This is a genomic window from Achromobacter sp. 2789STDY5608621 (assembly GCF_001299375.1).
Classification (GTDB): domain Bacteria; phylum Pseudomonadota; class Gammaproteobacteria; order Burkholderiales; family Burkholderiaceae_B; genus Achromobacter; species Achromobacter insuavis.
This window is the reverse complement of the sequence record NZ_CYTU01000013.1, coordinates 40,808-54,443: the sequence shown is the minus strand read 5'-3', so window position 1 is coordinate 54,443 and position 13,636 is coordinate 40,808. Positions and strand designations below refer to the sequence as shown.

Here is a 13,636-nt window from a genome sequence, read left to right as displayed (position 1 = left end):
ATGGCGCCATCATGAGTCAAATATCCACCAAGAAAGGCCGCGTTGTCGTCGGCATGTCCGGCGGGGTCGATTCTTCGGTCACCGCCTGGCTGCTCAAGCAGCAAGGCTACGAGGTCGTCGGCCTGTTCATGAAGAACTGGGAAGACGACGACGATTCCGAATACTGCTCCACCCGCCAGGACCTGCTGGACGCGGCCAGCGTGGCCGACCTGGTGGGCGTGGAATTCGAATACGTCAATTTCGCCGCCGAATACAAGGACCGGGTGTTCGCCGAATTCCTGCGCGAATACTCGGCCGGCCGCACGCCCAATCCGGACGTGCTGTGCAACGCCGAGATCAAGTTCAAGGCCTTCCTCGACCACGCCATGGCGCTCGGCGCCGAACACATCGCCACCGGCCACTACGCCCGCGTGCGCGAAGTGGCGGCCGAGGGCGGCGGCTCGCGCTTCGAGCTGCTCAAGGCGCTGGACAGTTCCAAGGACCAGAGCTATTTCCTGCACCGCCTGAACCAGGCGCAGCTGTCGCGCACCCTGTTCCCGCTGGGCGAGATCCACAAGACCGAAGTGCGCCGCATTGCGCACGAGATCGGCCTGCACAACGCGGCCAAGAAGGACTCCACCGGCATCTGCTTCATCGGCGAGCGGCCGTTCCGCGAGTTCCTCAACCGCTACCTGCCGACCGAGCCGGGCCCGATCCTGACGCCCGAGGGGCAGAAGGTCGGACGCCACGAGGGCCTGTCGTTCTACACGCTGGGCCAGCGCAAGGGCCTGGGCGTGGGCGGCGTGAAGGGCCGCCAGCGCGAAGACGGCACGGCCGAGGCCTGGTACGTGGCGCGCAAGGATCTGGAGCGCAACGTGCTCTACGTGGTGCAGGGGCATGACCACCCCTGGCTGCTGTCCGGCTCGTTGCGGGCGCAGGACGTCAGCTGGATCGCCGGGCACGCGCCCGCCGCGGGGGAATACGGCGCCAAGACGCGCTACCGCCAGGCCGATGCCGCCTGCCGCCTGGGGGACGCGACCAGCGCGGGCTTCACGCTCGACTTCAGCGAACCGCAATGGGCGGTCACGCCCGGGCAATCGGCGGTGCTTTACGATGGCGATATCTGCCTGGGCGGCGGCATCATCGTCTAGGCGCGCCGGCCCGCGACAGGCCGTCGCAATACCGATAGCAGTTCCAGCCAGGCCCCGCGGGCGTCGCGTTCGCGGGGCCTGGCTCATGAAAAACGGCGCACGCCGACAACGAGAGGAGAGGGATGTGGATGTAACGATGGTGATTTGCCTGCTGGCGCTGGGGGCGGTGGCGGGTTTCGCGGCGGGTCTGCTGGGCATCGGCGGCGGCATGCTGCTGGTGCCGTTCCTGACGATGCTGTTCGCCTGGAAGGGCATGCCGGCCGACCTGGTGGTGCATGCCGCCATCGCCACCTCGATGACCTCGATCCTGTTCACCTCGATCTCCAGCGTGCGCGCGCACCAGCAGAAGGGCACCATCAAGTGGCCGATTGTCTGGGCCATGGCGCCGGGCATCATCCTGGGCGGCCTGCTGTCGGGCGGCGCGGTGTTCGCGGCGCTCAGCACCCTGTGGCTGTCGCTGTTCTTCGCGCTGTTCGTGGGCTATTCCGGCTGGAACATGCTGCGCAACAAGAAGCCCAAGCCCAGCCGCCAGATGCCGGGCGTGGTCGGTACCAGCGCGGCCGGCGCCGGCATCGGCTTCCTGTCGGGGCTGGTGGGGGCGGGCGGCGGCTTCCTGTCGGTGCCGTTCATGGTCTGGTGCAACGTGGCGCTGCACAACGCGGTCTCGACCTCGGCGGCGCTGGGCTTTCCCATCGCGCTGGCCAACAGCATCGGCTACGTGGTGTCGGGCTTGAACGAAGGCGCGACCCGGCCCGGCATGCTGGGCTACATCTATTGGCCGGCGCTGCTGGTGCTGGTGTGCGTGAGCGTGCTGACGGCGCCGCTGGGCGCGCGCATGGCGCACCGCCTGCCGGTGCAGACCCTGAAGCGGGTGTTCGCCTGCCTGCTGTTCGCGCTGGCGGCCTACATGCTGTTCAAGGCCGGCCAGGCATTCTGGGCCTGAGCTGGACGTGAAACCGGCCGCGCGAGGCGGCCGGAACAGGTCGGGTTGGCGCCGAGGGGGCGTCAGGCCGTCTTGGGGATGGTATCCACGAACGACTGGCGCTGCGACAGCTTGTCGTACAGGCGCGCCAGGTTGGGGTGGTTGGCGCGCCAGTCCAGTTCGGCAAAGCGCAGGTCCAGGTAGCCCAGGCCACAGCCCACGGCGATATCGGCCAGGCTGTAGTTGATGCCCATGCAGTGGGCGTTGTCGCCCAGGCTCTTGTCCATGGCGTCCAGGCTGGCGTGGATCTTGCCGTATTGGCGCTCGATCCATTCCGGGCTGCGCTGCGCCTCGGGGCGCTGCTTTTCCTTGACGATGGTGACGCAGGCGTCCAGCAGGCCATCGGCGATGGCTTCCCAGCATTTGACGGCCGCGCGATCACGGCCCGGCTGCGGAATCAGGCGGGCGACGGGCGACAAGGTGTCCAGGTACTCGACGATGACGCGCGAGTCGAACAGGGCGCCGCCATCTTCCATGACCAGGCAGGGCACCTTGCCCAGCGGGTTGTACGTTTGGATCTGCGTGTCGGCGGACCAGACGTTTTCGAGTTCAAGCCGATAATCCAGCTTTTTCTCGGCCATGACGATACGCACCTTGCGCACGTATGGACTGGTAAGCGAGCCGATCAGTTTCATGGATTCACAAGCGGAGTCGGAAAGCGGCCGAAGTATAGCAGGCCGCATGACGGCCAAACCGTCCGCGGGACGGAATCCCGTCCAGTTTGCCACAATGTTGCGCGGCCCTGAATGATAAAATCGCCGGGTTTTCCCATCCGCAGCTTTTTCTTTCCCAGACCATGCAAATCGCCGACCAGCTTAGCCAACTTAACGCCCTTTCGCCACTGGATGGCCGATATGCCTCCCGCGGCGACGCGCTGCGCGGGCTGCTCTCCGAGGCCGGTTTCATGGCCCACCGCGTCGAGGTCGAGGTGGCCTGGCTGGTGGCCCTGTCCGACGCCGGCCTGCCGGAACTGCCCGCCTTCTCCCAGGAAGCCCGCGCCCGCCTGCAACAGCTGGTGCGCGACTTCTCCGAAGCCGATGCCGCCCGCATCAAGGACATCGAGCGCGTCACCAACCACGACGTCAAGGCCGTCGAGTACTGGCTCAAGGAAAAGGTCGCCGACCACGCCGAACTGGCGGCCGCGGCCGAATTCATCCATTTCGCCTGCACCTCCGAGGACATCAACAACACCTCGCACGCGCTGATGCTGTCACGCGCCCGCAGCGAAGTGGTGCTGCCGCGCCTGCGTGAAATCGCCGCCAAGCTCAACGACATGGCCGTGGCCCAGGCCGACCAGCCGATGCTGTCGCGCACCCACGGCCAGCCGGCCAGCCCGACCACGCTGGGCAAGGAATTCGCCAACGTCGCGGCGCGTCTGAACCGCGCCATCGCCGCGGTCGAAGCGGTCGAGCCGCTGGCCAAGCTCAACGGCGCCACCGGCAACTACAACGCCCACCTGTCGGCCTACCCGGAAATCGACTGGCCCGCCTTCAGCCAGCGCGTGCTGGCCGGCCTGGGCCTGACCCAGAACCGCCACACCATCCAGATCGAACCGCATGACTGGATGTCGGCGCTGTTCGACGCCATCGTGCGCGCCAACATCATCGTGCTCGACCTGGACCGCGACATCTGGGGCTACGTGGCCCTGGGCTACTTCAAGCAGCGCCTGAAGGAAGGCGAGGTCGGTTCGTCGACCATGCCGCACAAGGTCAACCCGATCGACTTCGAGAACTCCGAAGGCAACCTGGGCCTGGCCAACGCCGTGCTGCGCCACCTGTCCGACAAGCTGCCGATCTCCCGCTGGCAGCGCGACCTGACCGACTCCACCGTGCTGCGCAACCTGGGCGTGGGCCTGGGCTACTGCCTGGTGGCGTGGGACGCCTGCATGCGCGGCCTGGGCAAGCTGGAAGTCAACACCGCCGCGATCGATGCCGACATCGACGCCTGCTGGGAAGTGCTGGCCGAGCCGGTGCAGACCGTCATGCGCCGCTATGGCCTGCCGCAGCCTTACGAACAGCTCAAGGCCTTGACGCGCGGCAAGGGCATCACCGAGGAAGCCCTGCGAGAATTCATCCAGGGCCTGGCCCTGCCGGACGAACCCAAGGCGCGCCTGCTGGCGATGACCCCGCGTTCGTATATCGGCCTGGCCGCGGATCTGGCCCGGGCGGTATAGTCGCCTTGCCGCGCGCGGCGCGCGCGGCATTCTTGTTGTACTTACGGGAGATTGCAATGAAGAAGTTGTCCACGCTCGCCGCGCTGGCCTGTATGACCGTCGGGTCGCTGCTGGCGACCTCGGCCCAGGCGCAGTTCGCCAAGCCTGAAGATGCCGTCAAGTACCGCCAGTCGGCGCTGACGCTGATGGCCTCGCACTTTGGCCGCATGACGCCGGTGATCAAGGGCCAGGCGCCTTACGACGCGGCCCAGATCAAGGCCAACGTCGAAGTGCTCAAGACGCTGTCGGCCCTGCCGTGGACGGCTTTCGGCGCGGGTACGGAAGGCGGCGACGCCCGTCCGGAAATCTGGAGCGACGCGGCCGGCTTCAAGCAGAAGCAGCAGGCGTTCCAGGACAACATCGTCAAGCTGTCGGCCGCCGCCGACGCCGGCGACCTCGACAAGCTGCGCGCCGCCTTCGGCGACGTGGGCGCCAGTTGCAAGGCCTGTCACGACGCCTACCGCAAGAAGAAATAAGCCGGTCGCGCGCGCCCGCGGCGCGGCGCCGCATGCAAAAAGCCCCTCGGTCGAGGGGCTTTTCTTTTGGCGCGCCGTTTGGATATCGCGCTTTGCGCGCCGGTCGGCGCGATGCGCGCGCGGGAAGGCTACGAGAACGACATGTCCGCGGCGATCTCCAGCGATCGGATCCACAGCACCAGGCCGGTGACGCACGCCCCCAGGATCAGGGCGCGCAGCCAGATCGCGAACCCGTCCTGGGTCGGCGGCGTGCCGGCCGGGACGTCTTTCGGATCGACGTTGCCGGTGATGATGGCGCGCACCAGCCGCTTGCGCCGCACCAGCGCATACCAGGCCACGGCCAACAGGTGCAGAGCGATCAGGCCGATGATGACCCATTCATTGAGCTTGTGCCACGAGGTGAGCAGGCTGGCGGTGGACTCGCTGACGTGGCCGAACAGCGGGCCCTGCGTCATGATGTCGTCGGTGGTGAACAGGCCGCTGACTGCCTGGAAACCGATCACCAGCAGCAGCGCCAGCACCGACAGCGCGCCCAGCGGGTTGTGGCCGGCGGGCGCGGCCGCGCCCTTGAGATAGTTGGCCACCGCGCGCGGACCGCGCACGAATTGCGCGAAGCGCGCATAGCGGGGGCCGACAAAGCCCCACAGCAGGCGGAAGATGATCAGGCCCAGCGCGGTACAGCCGAAGCGCACGTGCCAGTCCATGTACAGCCCGCCCAGCTTGACGCTGACGAAGGCGCCGACGATACAGACGACGAGCGCCCAGTGGAAGAGGCGGGTGGGGAGGTCCCAGATGCGGATGGCAAGCCGGTTGTTTTGCATGATGGTCGCGCGTTGACTGCGTTGCCTGCGACTGTATCACGCACAAATGACGCCGCCGCGGCACGGCCGCGGCGGGTTTGCGCTGTGTCAGCGAGCGGCGCGACGCACCGGTTCGATGCGGTGCACGTGCTCGTGACGGAAGCGGATGCGCTGGCCGGGCGCCTTTTGCGCGGCTGCTCCGCACGGCACGACTTCGGTGGTGTACGTGGTCGTGCCGTCGATCGGCGCGTTGAAGATCACGGCGGCACGGATGGCCGGGCCGTGGGCCGGTTGCAGATAAACGATGTCGCCGATGTGGATCGGCATGTTGTCCAGCTTGGTATGCGCCGGACGTCGGATCAGGTCCGAGGTCGTGAAACGAGTATTCATGGTGTTGTTCTCTTTCAAGTTCTTGTTATGGGAATTGCCGTGTAGTGCATGACACTAACGTGCATGACACTAACGCATCTCCGTTACCGGCATTTTGCGCATTCTCATGGTTTGCTTGCGCGCCACGCCGGTGGCGGAGGTACTGACCGCGGGCATGCGCCTGCGGCTTGCTGCCGGACCGCGTCGGTCAATGACGGACTGCGGTCCAGGCGGGCGGTGGCGTTGGGTCGCCGCCGCGAATGGGGTGCTGCGGGGTTACCGCGGCTTGGGGCTACCGCGGCTATCGGGCTGCGGATGAAGGTTTCCCGATCAGGCCGGACTGGGCGGAAAGATCAGAAAACGGCAGTGTGTGTCGTAAGACGAACCCTGGGTGGGGGATGGCCTTGCCATCCATCATGATGGCATCAATCAGGTCTGCGTTGTTAGGGTTGTCTGTCGCAGAACCGGGTGACGCCCATCGGGTGAAACCGGACCCAGGAAGGGTATTTTGCAAGCGTCTGGCAAGTGGGCCAGATGGGCAAAAACATGAGCCATTTACCGGCTCAACTGCTAATGATATAGCTAGTGCCGTGATTTTGCAAGAGTTTTTTTGGTGCAGGGGCGTGTCGCGCCGGGACGGGGCAGGGGGAGGCGTGCGCCGGCAGGCCTCCGGATGCCCGTCAGTGGCTGGTGGGGCCGGCCGCCTGGCGCTGGGCCTCGATGATCAGGCCTTCCAGGCGCGGCGACATCCGCAAGGCGACCTGGGCGGCGGTCGAGCCGTCCGGGCGGGTGTCGGTCTCCAGGGCCAGTTCGACGCGTTCGTCATCGAAGGCTTCGGGGGCGGCTTCGATCTCGACATAGCGTTCGAGCAGCGCGTCCACGGCTTTCTGCGCGTCGGCCAGCGCCTCCTGGTTCAGGTGGCCGGGGCGCAGGTACTGGTTGGCCACGCGCGCCAGGTCGCTCATGAAATACAGCAGCGCGGCGGCGCCGCGGCAGTCGGGCTGGGCAAAGCCCCAGGTGTCGGGGGAAACGTCTTGAGTCATTCCGTGGGATGGCTGGGAGGATGGGCGGCCCGGGCGGGCCGGTAAACCGACATTCTAGGGGGTAACGGCGGGGGATGCCGTCCGGCTGGTGCATACTTGGCGCCCCATGATTCGACACGCCCAATCCGCCGACCTGGCCTTCCTGCCCGATATCGAGCGCTCCGCCGCCCAGCGCTTTCTTGGCACGCCCATGGCCTGGGCCGCCACCGGCGAGACCCTGCCGCCAGCGGCGCTGGCACATGCGGCGCAGGCCGGACTGCTGTGGGTCGCGGTGGACGACGGCGACCGGCCCGTCGGGTTCGCGTTGGCGCAGCCGATGGAGGGCGACCTCTTTCTGGCGGAGATGTCGGTCGCCAGCCCGTGGCAGGGCCGCGGCCTGGGCGGCGGCCTGCTGCGCGCGCTGGTCGCGCAGGCGCGGGAGGCGGTGGTCTACGACGCGGTCGTCCTGACGACCGACCGGGAGCTGCCCTGGAATGGCCCGTTCTACCAGCGGCACGGCTTTGTCGAAGTGCCAGCGGGGCAATTGACGCCGGCATTGCGCGCGCGGCTGCGGGAGGAGGCGGCCGCGGGATTCGATCCCGCCCGCCGCTGCGCGATGCGTCTCGCGTGGTCGGTCTGAGCGCGACGACCGGCCTGTGTCATATCGCTTCGATGGCAACAAAATCCGCCCGCCGGCGGCACGCGGCGGACGCTTCGGGATAATCTGGCCGGGGGCGCCGGCTGCATGGCGGGCCGGTTGCCGCGCCGCAACGGACTACGCAAGGAGGAAGGGCATGGCAATGCTGCGGATCTGCCTGGCCACCCTGGCGGCGGCCACGGTGCTGGCGCTGGCGGCGTGCGGCAATCGCGAGCCGCAGGAGCGGGCGGCCTTCATCGGCCTGCTGCAGCAACGTATCGCGGCGGGCGCGCTGGCGCCGATCGGCGCGCTGAGCGAGGCCGAGTCGGACGCCATCGGCCGTTATCGCGACGCCTATGCGGTCATCACGGATTTCCAGGACGCCCTGGCCAAGGCCGCGGCGCCGCTGCGTCCGGTGCTGGCGGCCGAGCGCATCCAGTCTGTTGATGACATCGTGCGGCGACGCCAGGCCCTGGTCGACGCACGCGCGACGTTGGCTGAGAGCGCCCGCCGGTTGCAGTCCGCGCAGGCCCGCGCCGACAAGGCGCGCGGTGCGATGGAACTGGCGCCGGATCTCGCGCCGGTCTATGACGGCGTGTACGACGAGGCCGTCACGGCGCCGGCGGCCGAGTTGATGGATGCCGCGGGCAAGATGGACACGGTGGCGCGCGACGCCCTGGGCGTGGCCGACTTCGTGGCTGCCCATGCCGGCGATATCGCTTTGGAGGACGGTCAGGCCAAGGTCGCCACGCCGTCGCTGCAGCAGCAACTGAACCAGCGATTGGAGGCGCTGAATGCGCAGGCCGGAGCGCTGGAGCAGGCCCGCGCCGTGGTGGCGCGACAAGCTCCGTAGCACAGGCCCATCGACAAGCCCTTAGTACAATGCGGGTCTCGCGGCGCATGCCGCGCCTTGGACGGAACATGAGCCAATCCTCAAGCTTGCATTACCGGACTTTCCTGCTCCTCCTGGTGGTGGTCTCCATCGCGTTCGGCTGGTTGCTGTGGCCGTTCTACGGCGCGGTGTTCTGGGGCGCCATCCTGGCCATCCTGTTCGCGCCGCTGCAGCGGCGCCTGGTGCCGCGCATCGGCGGACGGCGCAATCTGGCGGCCCTGATCACGCTGGCGCTGGTGCTGCTGCTGGTGATCCTGCCGCTGGTGGTCATCAGCGGGTCGTTGGTGAGCGAGGGCGCGAACCTCTACCAGAGCATCAAGTCCGGGCAGATCAACTTCGGCGCCTACTTCCAGCAGGCCATGGAGGCGCTGCCGCCTTCGGTGCACGACCTGCTGGCGCGGTTCGACCTGGCCGACATTCCCAGCCTGCAGGAAAAGCTCAGCGCGGGCGCGATGCAGGTAAGCCAGTTCCTGGCGACCCAGGCGCTCAGCATCGGGCAGGACACGTTCCAGTTCGTGATCAGCTTCGGCATCATGCTGTACCTGCTGTTCTTCCTGCTGCGCGACGGCCCGCAATTGGGCCTGCGCATCAAGCGCGCCATGCCGCTCAGCGACACGCACAAGCATCACCTGTTCCGCAAGTTCACGACGGTGGTGCGCGCCACGGTCAAGGGCAATATCGCGGTGGCGGCGTCGCAGGGCGCGCTGGGGGGCATCATCTTCTCCATCCTGGGCATCCAGGGCGCGCTGCTGTGGGGCGTCATCATGGGCTTCCTGTCGCTGTTGCCGGCGGTGGGGGCAGGGCTGATCTGGGCGCCGGTGGCGATCTATTTCCTGTTGACGGGCGCGACCATCAAGGGCGCGGTGCTGATCGCCTTCGGCGTGCTGGTGATCGGCATGGTCGACAACGTGCTGCGGCCGATCCTGGTGGGCAAGGACACCAAGATGCCCGACTACGTGGTGCTGATCTCGACGCTGGGCGGCATGGCGCTGTTCGGCCTGAACGGCTTCGTCATCGGGCCGCTGATCGCCGCGCTGTTCATGGCCTGCTGGGACCTGTTCTCGCCCCCCGCCGAGGCCGCCGCCGAGCCGGCCGAGCCGCCGCCTCCGTCCTCGCCCGAGAAGGCGGATTGAAGGCGTTGCATCCGGTCAAGCCGTCGTCAGCGCGGCCGGTGTAAGGTGGTGATGGCGTCGGTCTTCGCGGACCGGCGCCACGCGTCAATGGCGCTGCCGGCCGCACGCCGGCAGCGCGCCTTTCCCTCTCTCACCAGGAGCACGTCGGATATGGACTGGAAACTGCACAAGTCGGGCTGGATCGAGGAACGCAACTTCGACATCGAGCTGGCCGAAACCCCCGAGGGCTACCACGCCCGAGTCCGCGTCTTCGGCTTTCCCGTGCTCGAAGACACCAAGCACGTGTTCCCGAACGAGGCGCTGGCGGAAAAGGGCGCGCTGACCCTGCTCCAGAGCCAGTTTGCCGGCACGCCGGACCTGGAAGAAAAGCCGTAACCGGCCGCCCGGGGCAGCCGGCGCGACGCGCACGGGCTGCCTCAGGAGCGCCCGCGCCGCGCCGTTCAGCGCAGCGGCAGGCGCCGCCCGCCCACGATCAGGTCGCGGTCCTGGCGCGGTTCGGTATGCACCTGGCCTTGCGCCAGCGCGCTGCCGATGTCCACATCCGGACCGTGTTCGGACTTGCGGTTGCTCTTGGAGGACACCAGGCGCCAGGTGTCGTCGCCCAGCTTTTGATAGCTCAGGAACGCTTCGTAGCCTCCCGCGCTGGCGTCCGCTCGCGGCGGTACGTACAGGACCAGGTCGTCATTGCCGAGGCCGGTGATGTCCGCGTGGATCAGCCAGCAGCGCGCGCCGCTCAAGGCCGGATTGTCGGCCGCGGCCTGTTCCGCGCGCACGCATCTGTCTGCCTCATAGGGATTTTCCGCCGCGGCGTAGCGCCACCAGGCATCCGGCACCGGACTGCCCGGCGGATATGCCTGCAGGTTGGCCGGCTTGGCCGTGGAACGTTCCTGGGGCGTGCCCCGCGGACCCCAGTCATGATATTGACCCTTCAGGGCGTCGGCGGCCGCCGTCGCGATCTTGGGGGACTGCGCCTGGGCGGCGCCATCAGCCAGTTTGCGCATGGCTTGCCGGCCGTATTCGCCGCGGTCGCGCGCGGCCGAGAGATAGCTGAATTCTTCCGGCGGAATGCGCCCGTCTATCAGGCGCTGCACCTGGCTGTTGACCTCGATGCGGTCGGGGCTCAGCAGCGGCGTGCTCACCAGCGCCAGCATGATGAGCGCGCAGAACGCCGCGAGGATGTTGGTGCCGCCCAGGATCGTGTGAAAGCGCCACGCCGCCAACGCCGCCCAGGCATAGCCCAGCGCGTAGAGCGTCAGCAGGATCGCGGCGTACAGGCCCCAGATGCGCGGAACGGTCCAGCCGTACTGCTCGATGCGCACCACCAGCCCGTACAACGCCACCAGCGCCAGCGGCAGCAGGCCGATCGCCGCCACGCGCAGCACCGCGCGCAGGCGCGGGCCGAAGGGCGGGGCCTGCGGGCTGTCCTGCCAGGCGGAGTTGATGAGCTTGATCCATAGCGCGCTGAAGGCGATCAGCGCGCCGGCCGACAGGGCACCCGCCTGCAGGTCCAGCGTCAACCGGGCCGCCAGCGCCAGTACGAAAGCGATGCCGACCAGCGCGACTAGCGGCAGCAGCCACGCGGTGAGTGTGAGCCACGAGCGTTGCAGCGTGTCCGCCAGCTGCGGGCGGCGATGCACGCCCACCAGGCAGACCGCCAGCACCAGCGGCATGACGCCGAGCACGAAACGGGTGGATTTGACGACCCGGCCGACCGCGGTGATGCCGATCATGCCGAACATGGCGCTGGCGGCCCAGAACAGCAGCCAGACCGCCAGGGCGAGGCCGCCGGCCAGCGCCAGCTTGACGGTGTTGCGCCAGGCGGCGCGGAACACGGCGGGATAGTCCCAGCCGGGCCGGGACGGGTCGAGCGCCTGGATCAGCGGCAGCAGCATGAAGCCGCTGGCGGCGGTGATCAGCGTCGCCAGGGACCGGGAGCCGCTGTCGGTATAGGGCAGGGGCTGCGAGCCCAGCAGCGCGACCAGCCCGTACGCGTGCAGCGCGGGCAGCACCAGGCCGTAGGCCGCCAACGCCAGCAGCCAGCGCCTGCCCGCGCGCATGCCGGCCAGCATGGCGCCGGCCAGCGGCACCAGCCAGATCCATTGGATCGCGAACAGGGTGGCGAACAGGTTGTGCCATGGCCAGACGCGGTTCAGCAGCGCGGCATGCAGCGCCAAGGCCAGCAGCGCGCCGAGCGTGCCATAGACCAGGATGGTCTTTTCGGGAGCCGACAGGCGGGAAGGGGTTGCCATGGGGGTTAGAAGTCCTCGCTGCGCCAGACCTTCAGCACACGGCCGAAGACCTCGAAATCCATGCCTTCGGTGATGTCCCAGGCGTCGTACTTGGTGTTCTCGGATTTGGCCCTGACCACCAGGCCAGTGGCGGTGGGAATGCGTTGCAGGCGCTTGATGAAGCCTTCGCTGCCGACGCGGAAGAAGTAGATGGCGTCGTATTCGACGGCCTGCACGCCGCGGTCGACGATCAGGGGATCGCCGGGGTTGAACATGGGGCGCATGGAATCGCCGAACCCCGTGACGATGCACAGGTTCTTCGAGGCGGAGAAACCCCGCACGTTCTTCTGCAGCCATTCAGGGCTGACGTTCCAGCTCTGGATGACGCCGGGCTGGTCGCGCAGTTCCAGGCCATTGCCCATTGCGCCGCCGGTGTCGAACTGGGCGATGAGGACGTTGCCGTGATCCGGCCTGCCCAGCCGCGCGGGGTGGAAGGAGACGAGCCGGCCCGCGGGTTCGTCGGCCATGACGTCGGGCGAGAGTTCGCGCCACAGGTCGGGGTGGGGCAGGTCCATCCAGTGGGCGGGCTGGCCCAGGCCGGCGGCCAGCCTGGCGGCCAGCGCGTCGCCGACCCGGCGTGGGTTCTTGTCGCGCCTGCCCTGGAACCCTTGAAGGATCTGGTCGAGGTATTTGCGACTGACGCCGGCGCGTTCGGCCAGGCGGTCGACGCCCCCCGCTTCGTGCACGGCGTACTTGAGGTTGTTCAGTCGTATCGAGCGGATGTCCATGGTAGCGATAGTAGCAACCCGCTACCGCAAAGTACAGTAGCGATTCGCTGTTGATTTTTTGGTAGCGACTCGCTACCATGACTTTCATCCCGGAGATAGTCGGGCCGACCGCAAGCCCCTGTCCAGGCGGCTTGCGGCTTGTACGGATCCGGCGGGGCTCGCCGCCGCGGCCGTGGCGATTTGGGGGTGACCGGCAAATGTGACCCGCCAATCGCTGCCCTGGTAGCGATTCCTGCGCCGCCGACGTTCCCGGGAATACGACGAACGGCAAGCTTGCATCAAGGAAAAAAAAGCATGAACAAGCGTCTTGGCGGGGAGGCATCCCGATGAAATATGCAACCGAAGTGCTGGACCTCATGGCGGCGGCGCCGGGGCGTCCGTGGCGCATGGCGGAACTGGTGCGCGGCGCGTCCGGCGCCCGCGAACTGACGCGGCGCGAACGCAACGCAATGCGACAGGCGATCCTGCGCGTGCTCGAAACCCTGCACGAGGGCGGCCAGGTGGCCCGCATCGAGCATGCGCGCAACTCGCTGACCTACGTCTGGGGCGAAGTGCGACGCGAGGGGGATTGCCTGCACGCCTGATGGGGCGGCAGAATGCATCCATGTCGTCGCGCCACCCGCCGACGATCCGTCCAGGCGCCGATGCGCTGGAACGCTGAAGAAAAAGGCCCGCCCACCGCGGGCCTTTTTTATGAGAGGGTACGTTCGTGCGAAGGCGCCATTCATGACGCAGCGTGACGCGGGGCCGAGCCAGGCAGACACCAGGCACATACCAGGCAGACATCTGGCAGACGCCAGGCACATCTGGCACAAGCCAGGCTCACGCGAAACACCCGCCGGATAACGGTGCAACGCGGTGCGACATGCCGGGATTGCTTGGGCGGCAGGTGTTGCGCCACAATTCGTTCATGGCGTCGCGGTTCACGCCGACGGACTTTCCGGGCCGCAGCAAGCCCGCAACAAGC

The 13,636-nt window shown here is 67.6% G+C and carries 15 protein-coding genes; 9 read left to right on the top strand and 6 right to left on the bottom strand.

Features of this window, described 5'->3' with window-relative positions; translation table 11 throughout:
- Nucleotides 1-11 precede the first annotated feature (11 nt).
- A complete protein-coding gene (gene mnmA, locus AOZ53_RS14905; RefSeq protein WP_054488338.1) occupies nucleotides 12-1,130 on the top strand; it encodes a tRNA 2-thiouridine(34) synthase MnmA in 1,119 nt (372 codons plus the stop codon).
- A gap of 124 nt (nucleotides 1,131-1,254) precedes the next feature.
- Nucleotides 1,255-2,073: a sulfite exporter TauE/SafE family protein gene (locus tag AOZ53_RS14900; RefSeq protein ID WP_054433304.1), complete on the top strand. Its 819-nt coding sequence runs from the start codon at nucleotides 1,255-1,257 to the stop codon at nucleotides 2,071-2,073.
- Nucleotides 2,074-2,135: 62 nt separating this feature from the next.
- Here AOZ53_RS14900 and AOZ53_RS14895 read toward each other — a convergent pair whose 3' ends face one another.
- A complete protein-coding gene (locus tag AOZ53_RS14895) occupies nucleotides 2,136-2,747 on the bottom strand; it encodes a glutathione S-transferase (protein ID WP_049072515.1) in 612 nt (203 codons plus the stop codon).
- Between the two features lie 161 nt (nucleotides 2,748-2,908).
- Here AOZ53_RS14895 and purB point away from each other — a divergent pair, with 161 nt between their 5' ends.
- Both purB and AOZ53_RS14885 read left to right on the top strand, forming a co-directional pair.
- Nucleotides 2,909-4,285 carry an adenylosuccinate lyase gene (purB, locus tag AOZ53_RS14890; RefSeq protein ID WP_054473944.1) on the top strand — a complete coding sequence of 459 codons (1,377 nt, stop codon included), beginning with the start codon at nucleotides 2,909-2,911 and terminating at the stop codon, nucleotides 4,283-4,285.
- Between the two features lie 56 nt (nucleotides 4,286-4,341).
- On the top strand, nucleotides 4,342-4,800 hold the full coding sequence (locus tag AOZ53_RS14885) for a c-type cytochrome (RefSeq protein WP_006393799.1): 459 nt from the start codon (nucleotides 4,342-4,344) through the stop codon (nucleotides 4,798-4,800).
- A 128-nt stretch (nucleotides 4,801-4,928) separates the two neighbouring features.
- On the opposite strand, the gene AOZ53_RS14880 is transcribed toward AOZ53_RS14885, so the two are convergent.
- The 3 genes from AOZ53_RS14880 to AOZ53_RS14870 all read right to left on the bottom strand — a co-directional run bounded on the left by AOZ53_RS14880 (nucleotide 4,929) and on the right by AOZ53_RS14870 (nucleotide 7,012).
- Nucleotides 4,929-5,621: a cytochrome b/b6 domain-containing protein gene (locus AOZ53_RS14880; RefSeq protein ID WP_054488337.1), complete on the bottom strand. Its 693-nt coding sequence runs from the start codon at nucleotides 5,619-5,621 to the stop codon at nucleotides 4,929-4,931.
- Nucleotides 5,622-5,708: 87 nt separating this feature from the next.
- The gene (locus AOZ53_RS14875) at nucleotides 5,709-5,990 is read right to left on the bottom strand and encodes a hypothetical protein (RefSeq protein WP_006393801.1); all 282 of its coding nucleotides are present in this window, start codon (nucleotides 5,988-5,990) and stop codon (nucleotides 5,709-5,711) included.
- A gap of 659 nt (nucleotides 5,991-6,649) precedes the next feature.
- On the bottom strand, nucleotides 6,650-7,012 hold the full coding sequence (locus AOZ53_RS14870; RefSeq protein ID WP_054433301.1) for a hypothetical protein: 363 nt from the start codon (nucleotides 7,010-7,012) through the stop codon (nucleotides 6,650-6,652).
- Nucleotides 7,013-7,118: 106 nt separating this feature from the next.
- On the opposite strand from AOZ53_RS14870, the gene AOZ53_RS14865 reads away from it, so the two are divergent.
- From AOZ53_RS14865 to AOZ53_RS14850, 4 genes are all read left to right on the top strand, one after another.
- Entirely contained in the window at nucleotides 7,119-7,631 is a 513-nt protein-coding gene (locus tag AOZ53_RS14865; RefSeq protein WP_054488336.1) for a GNAT family N-acetyltransferase, read from the top strand.
- A 16-nt stretch (nucleotides 7,632-7,647) separates the two neighbouring features.
- Nucleotides 7,648-8,481: a DUF3053 family protein gene (locus AOZ53_RS14860; RefSeq protein ID WP_231690201.1), complete on the top strand. Its 834-nt coding sequence runs from the start codon at nucleotides 7,648-7,650 to the stop codon at nucleotides 8,479-8,481.
- Nucleotides 8,482-8,549: 68 nt separating this feature from the next.
- Nucleotides 8,550-9,653, top strand: a complete 1,104-nt coding sequence (locus tag AOZ53_RS14855; RefSeq protein ID WP_054433298.1) for an AI-2E family transporter — start codon at nucleotides 8,550-8,552, stop codon at nucleotides 9,651-9,653.
- A gap of 150 nt (nucleotides 9,654-9,803) precedes the next feature.
- Nucleotides 9,804-10,028, top strand: a complete 225-nt coding sequence (locus AOZ53_RS14850; protein WP_054488335.1) for a hypothetical protein — start codon at nucleotides 9,804-9,806, stop codon at nucleotides 10,026-10,028.
- A gap of 65 nt (nucleotides 10,029-10,093) precedes the next feature.
- On the opposite strand, the gene AOZ53_RS14845 is transcribed toward AOZ53_RS14850, so the two are convergent.
- Nucleotides 10,094-11,902, bottom strand: a complete 1,809-nt coding sequence (locus tag AOZ53_RS14845) for a DUF4153 domain-containing protein (protein ID WP_054488333.1) — start codon at nucleotides 11,900-11,902, stop codon at nucleotides 10,094-10,096.
- Nucleotides 11,903-11,907: 5 nt separating this feature from the next.
- Nucleotides 11,908-12,669, bottom strand: coding sequence for a S24 family peptidase (locus AOZ53_RS14840; protein ID WP_054488331.1), 762 nt, complete (start codon nucleotides 12,667-12,669; stop codon nucleotides 11,908-11,910).
- A gap of 326 nt (nucleotides 12,670-12,995) precedes the next feature.
- On the opposite strand from AOZ53_RS14840, the gene AOZ53_RS14835 reads away from it, so the two are divergent.
- Nucleotides 12,996-13,253 (top strand): hypothetical protein, encoded by a 258-nt coding sequence (locus tag AOZ53_RS14835; protein WP_006393809.1) that lies wholly within the window; start codon nucleotides 12,996-12,998, stop codon nucleotides 13,251-13,253.
- The last annotated feature ends 383 nt before the right edge of the window (nucleotides 13,254-13,636 follow it).

Coding starts and splice junctions, on each gene's coding strand:
- AOZ53_RS14840 (WP_054488331.1), bottom strand. CDS start 12,669: ATGGACATCCGCTCGATACGACTGAACAACCTCAAGTACGCCGTGCAC.
- AOZ53_RS14865 (WP_054488336.1), top strand. CDS start 7,119: ATGATTCGACACGCCCAATCCGCCGACCTGGCCTTCCTGCCCGATATC.
- AOZ53_RS14835 (WP_006393809.1), top strand. CDS start 12,996: ATGAAATATGCAACCGAAGTGCTGGACCTCATGGCGGCGGCGCCGGGG.
- AOZ53_RS14870 (WP_054433301.1), bottom strand. CDS start 7,012: ATGACTCAAGACGTTTCCCCCGACACCTGGGGCTTTGCCCAGCCCGAC.
- AOZ53_RS14850 (WP_054488335.1), top strand. CDS start 9,804: ATGGACTGGAAACTGCACAAGTCGGGCTGGATCGAGGAACGCAACTTC.
- AOZ53_RS14855 (WP_054433298.1), top strand. CDS start 8,550: ATGAGCCAATCCTCAAGCTTGCATTACCGGACTTTCCTGCTCCTCCTG.
- AOZ53_RS14885 (WP_006393799.1), top strand. CDS start 4,342: ATGAAGAAGTTGTCCACGCTCGCCGCGCTGGCCTGTATGACCGTCGGG.
- AOZ53_RS14880 (WP_054488337.1), bottom strand. CDS start 5,621: ATGCAAAACAACCGGCTTGCCATCCGCATCTGGGACCTCCCCACCCGC.
- AOZ53_RS14895 (WP_049072515.1), bottom strand. CDS start 2,747: ATGAAACTGATCGGCTCGCTTACCAGTCCATACGTGCGCAAGGTGCGT.
- AOZ53_RS14845 (WP_054488333.1), bottom strand. CDS start 11,902: ATGGCAACCCCTTCCCGCCTGTCGGCTCCCGAAAAGACCATCCTGGTC.
- AOZ53_RS14875 (WP_006393801.1), bottom strand. CDS start 5,990: ATGAATACTCGTTTCACGACCTCGGACCTGATCCGACGTCCGGCGCAT.
- purB (WP_054473944.1), top strand. CDS start 2,909: ATGCAAATCGCCGACCAGCTTAGCCAACTTAACGCCCTTTCGCCACTG.
- mnmA (WP_054488338.1), top strand. CDS start 12: ATGAGTCAAATATCCACCAAGAAAGGCCGCGTTGTCGTCGGCATGTCC.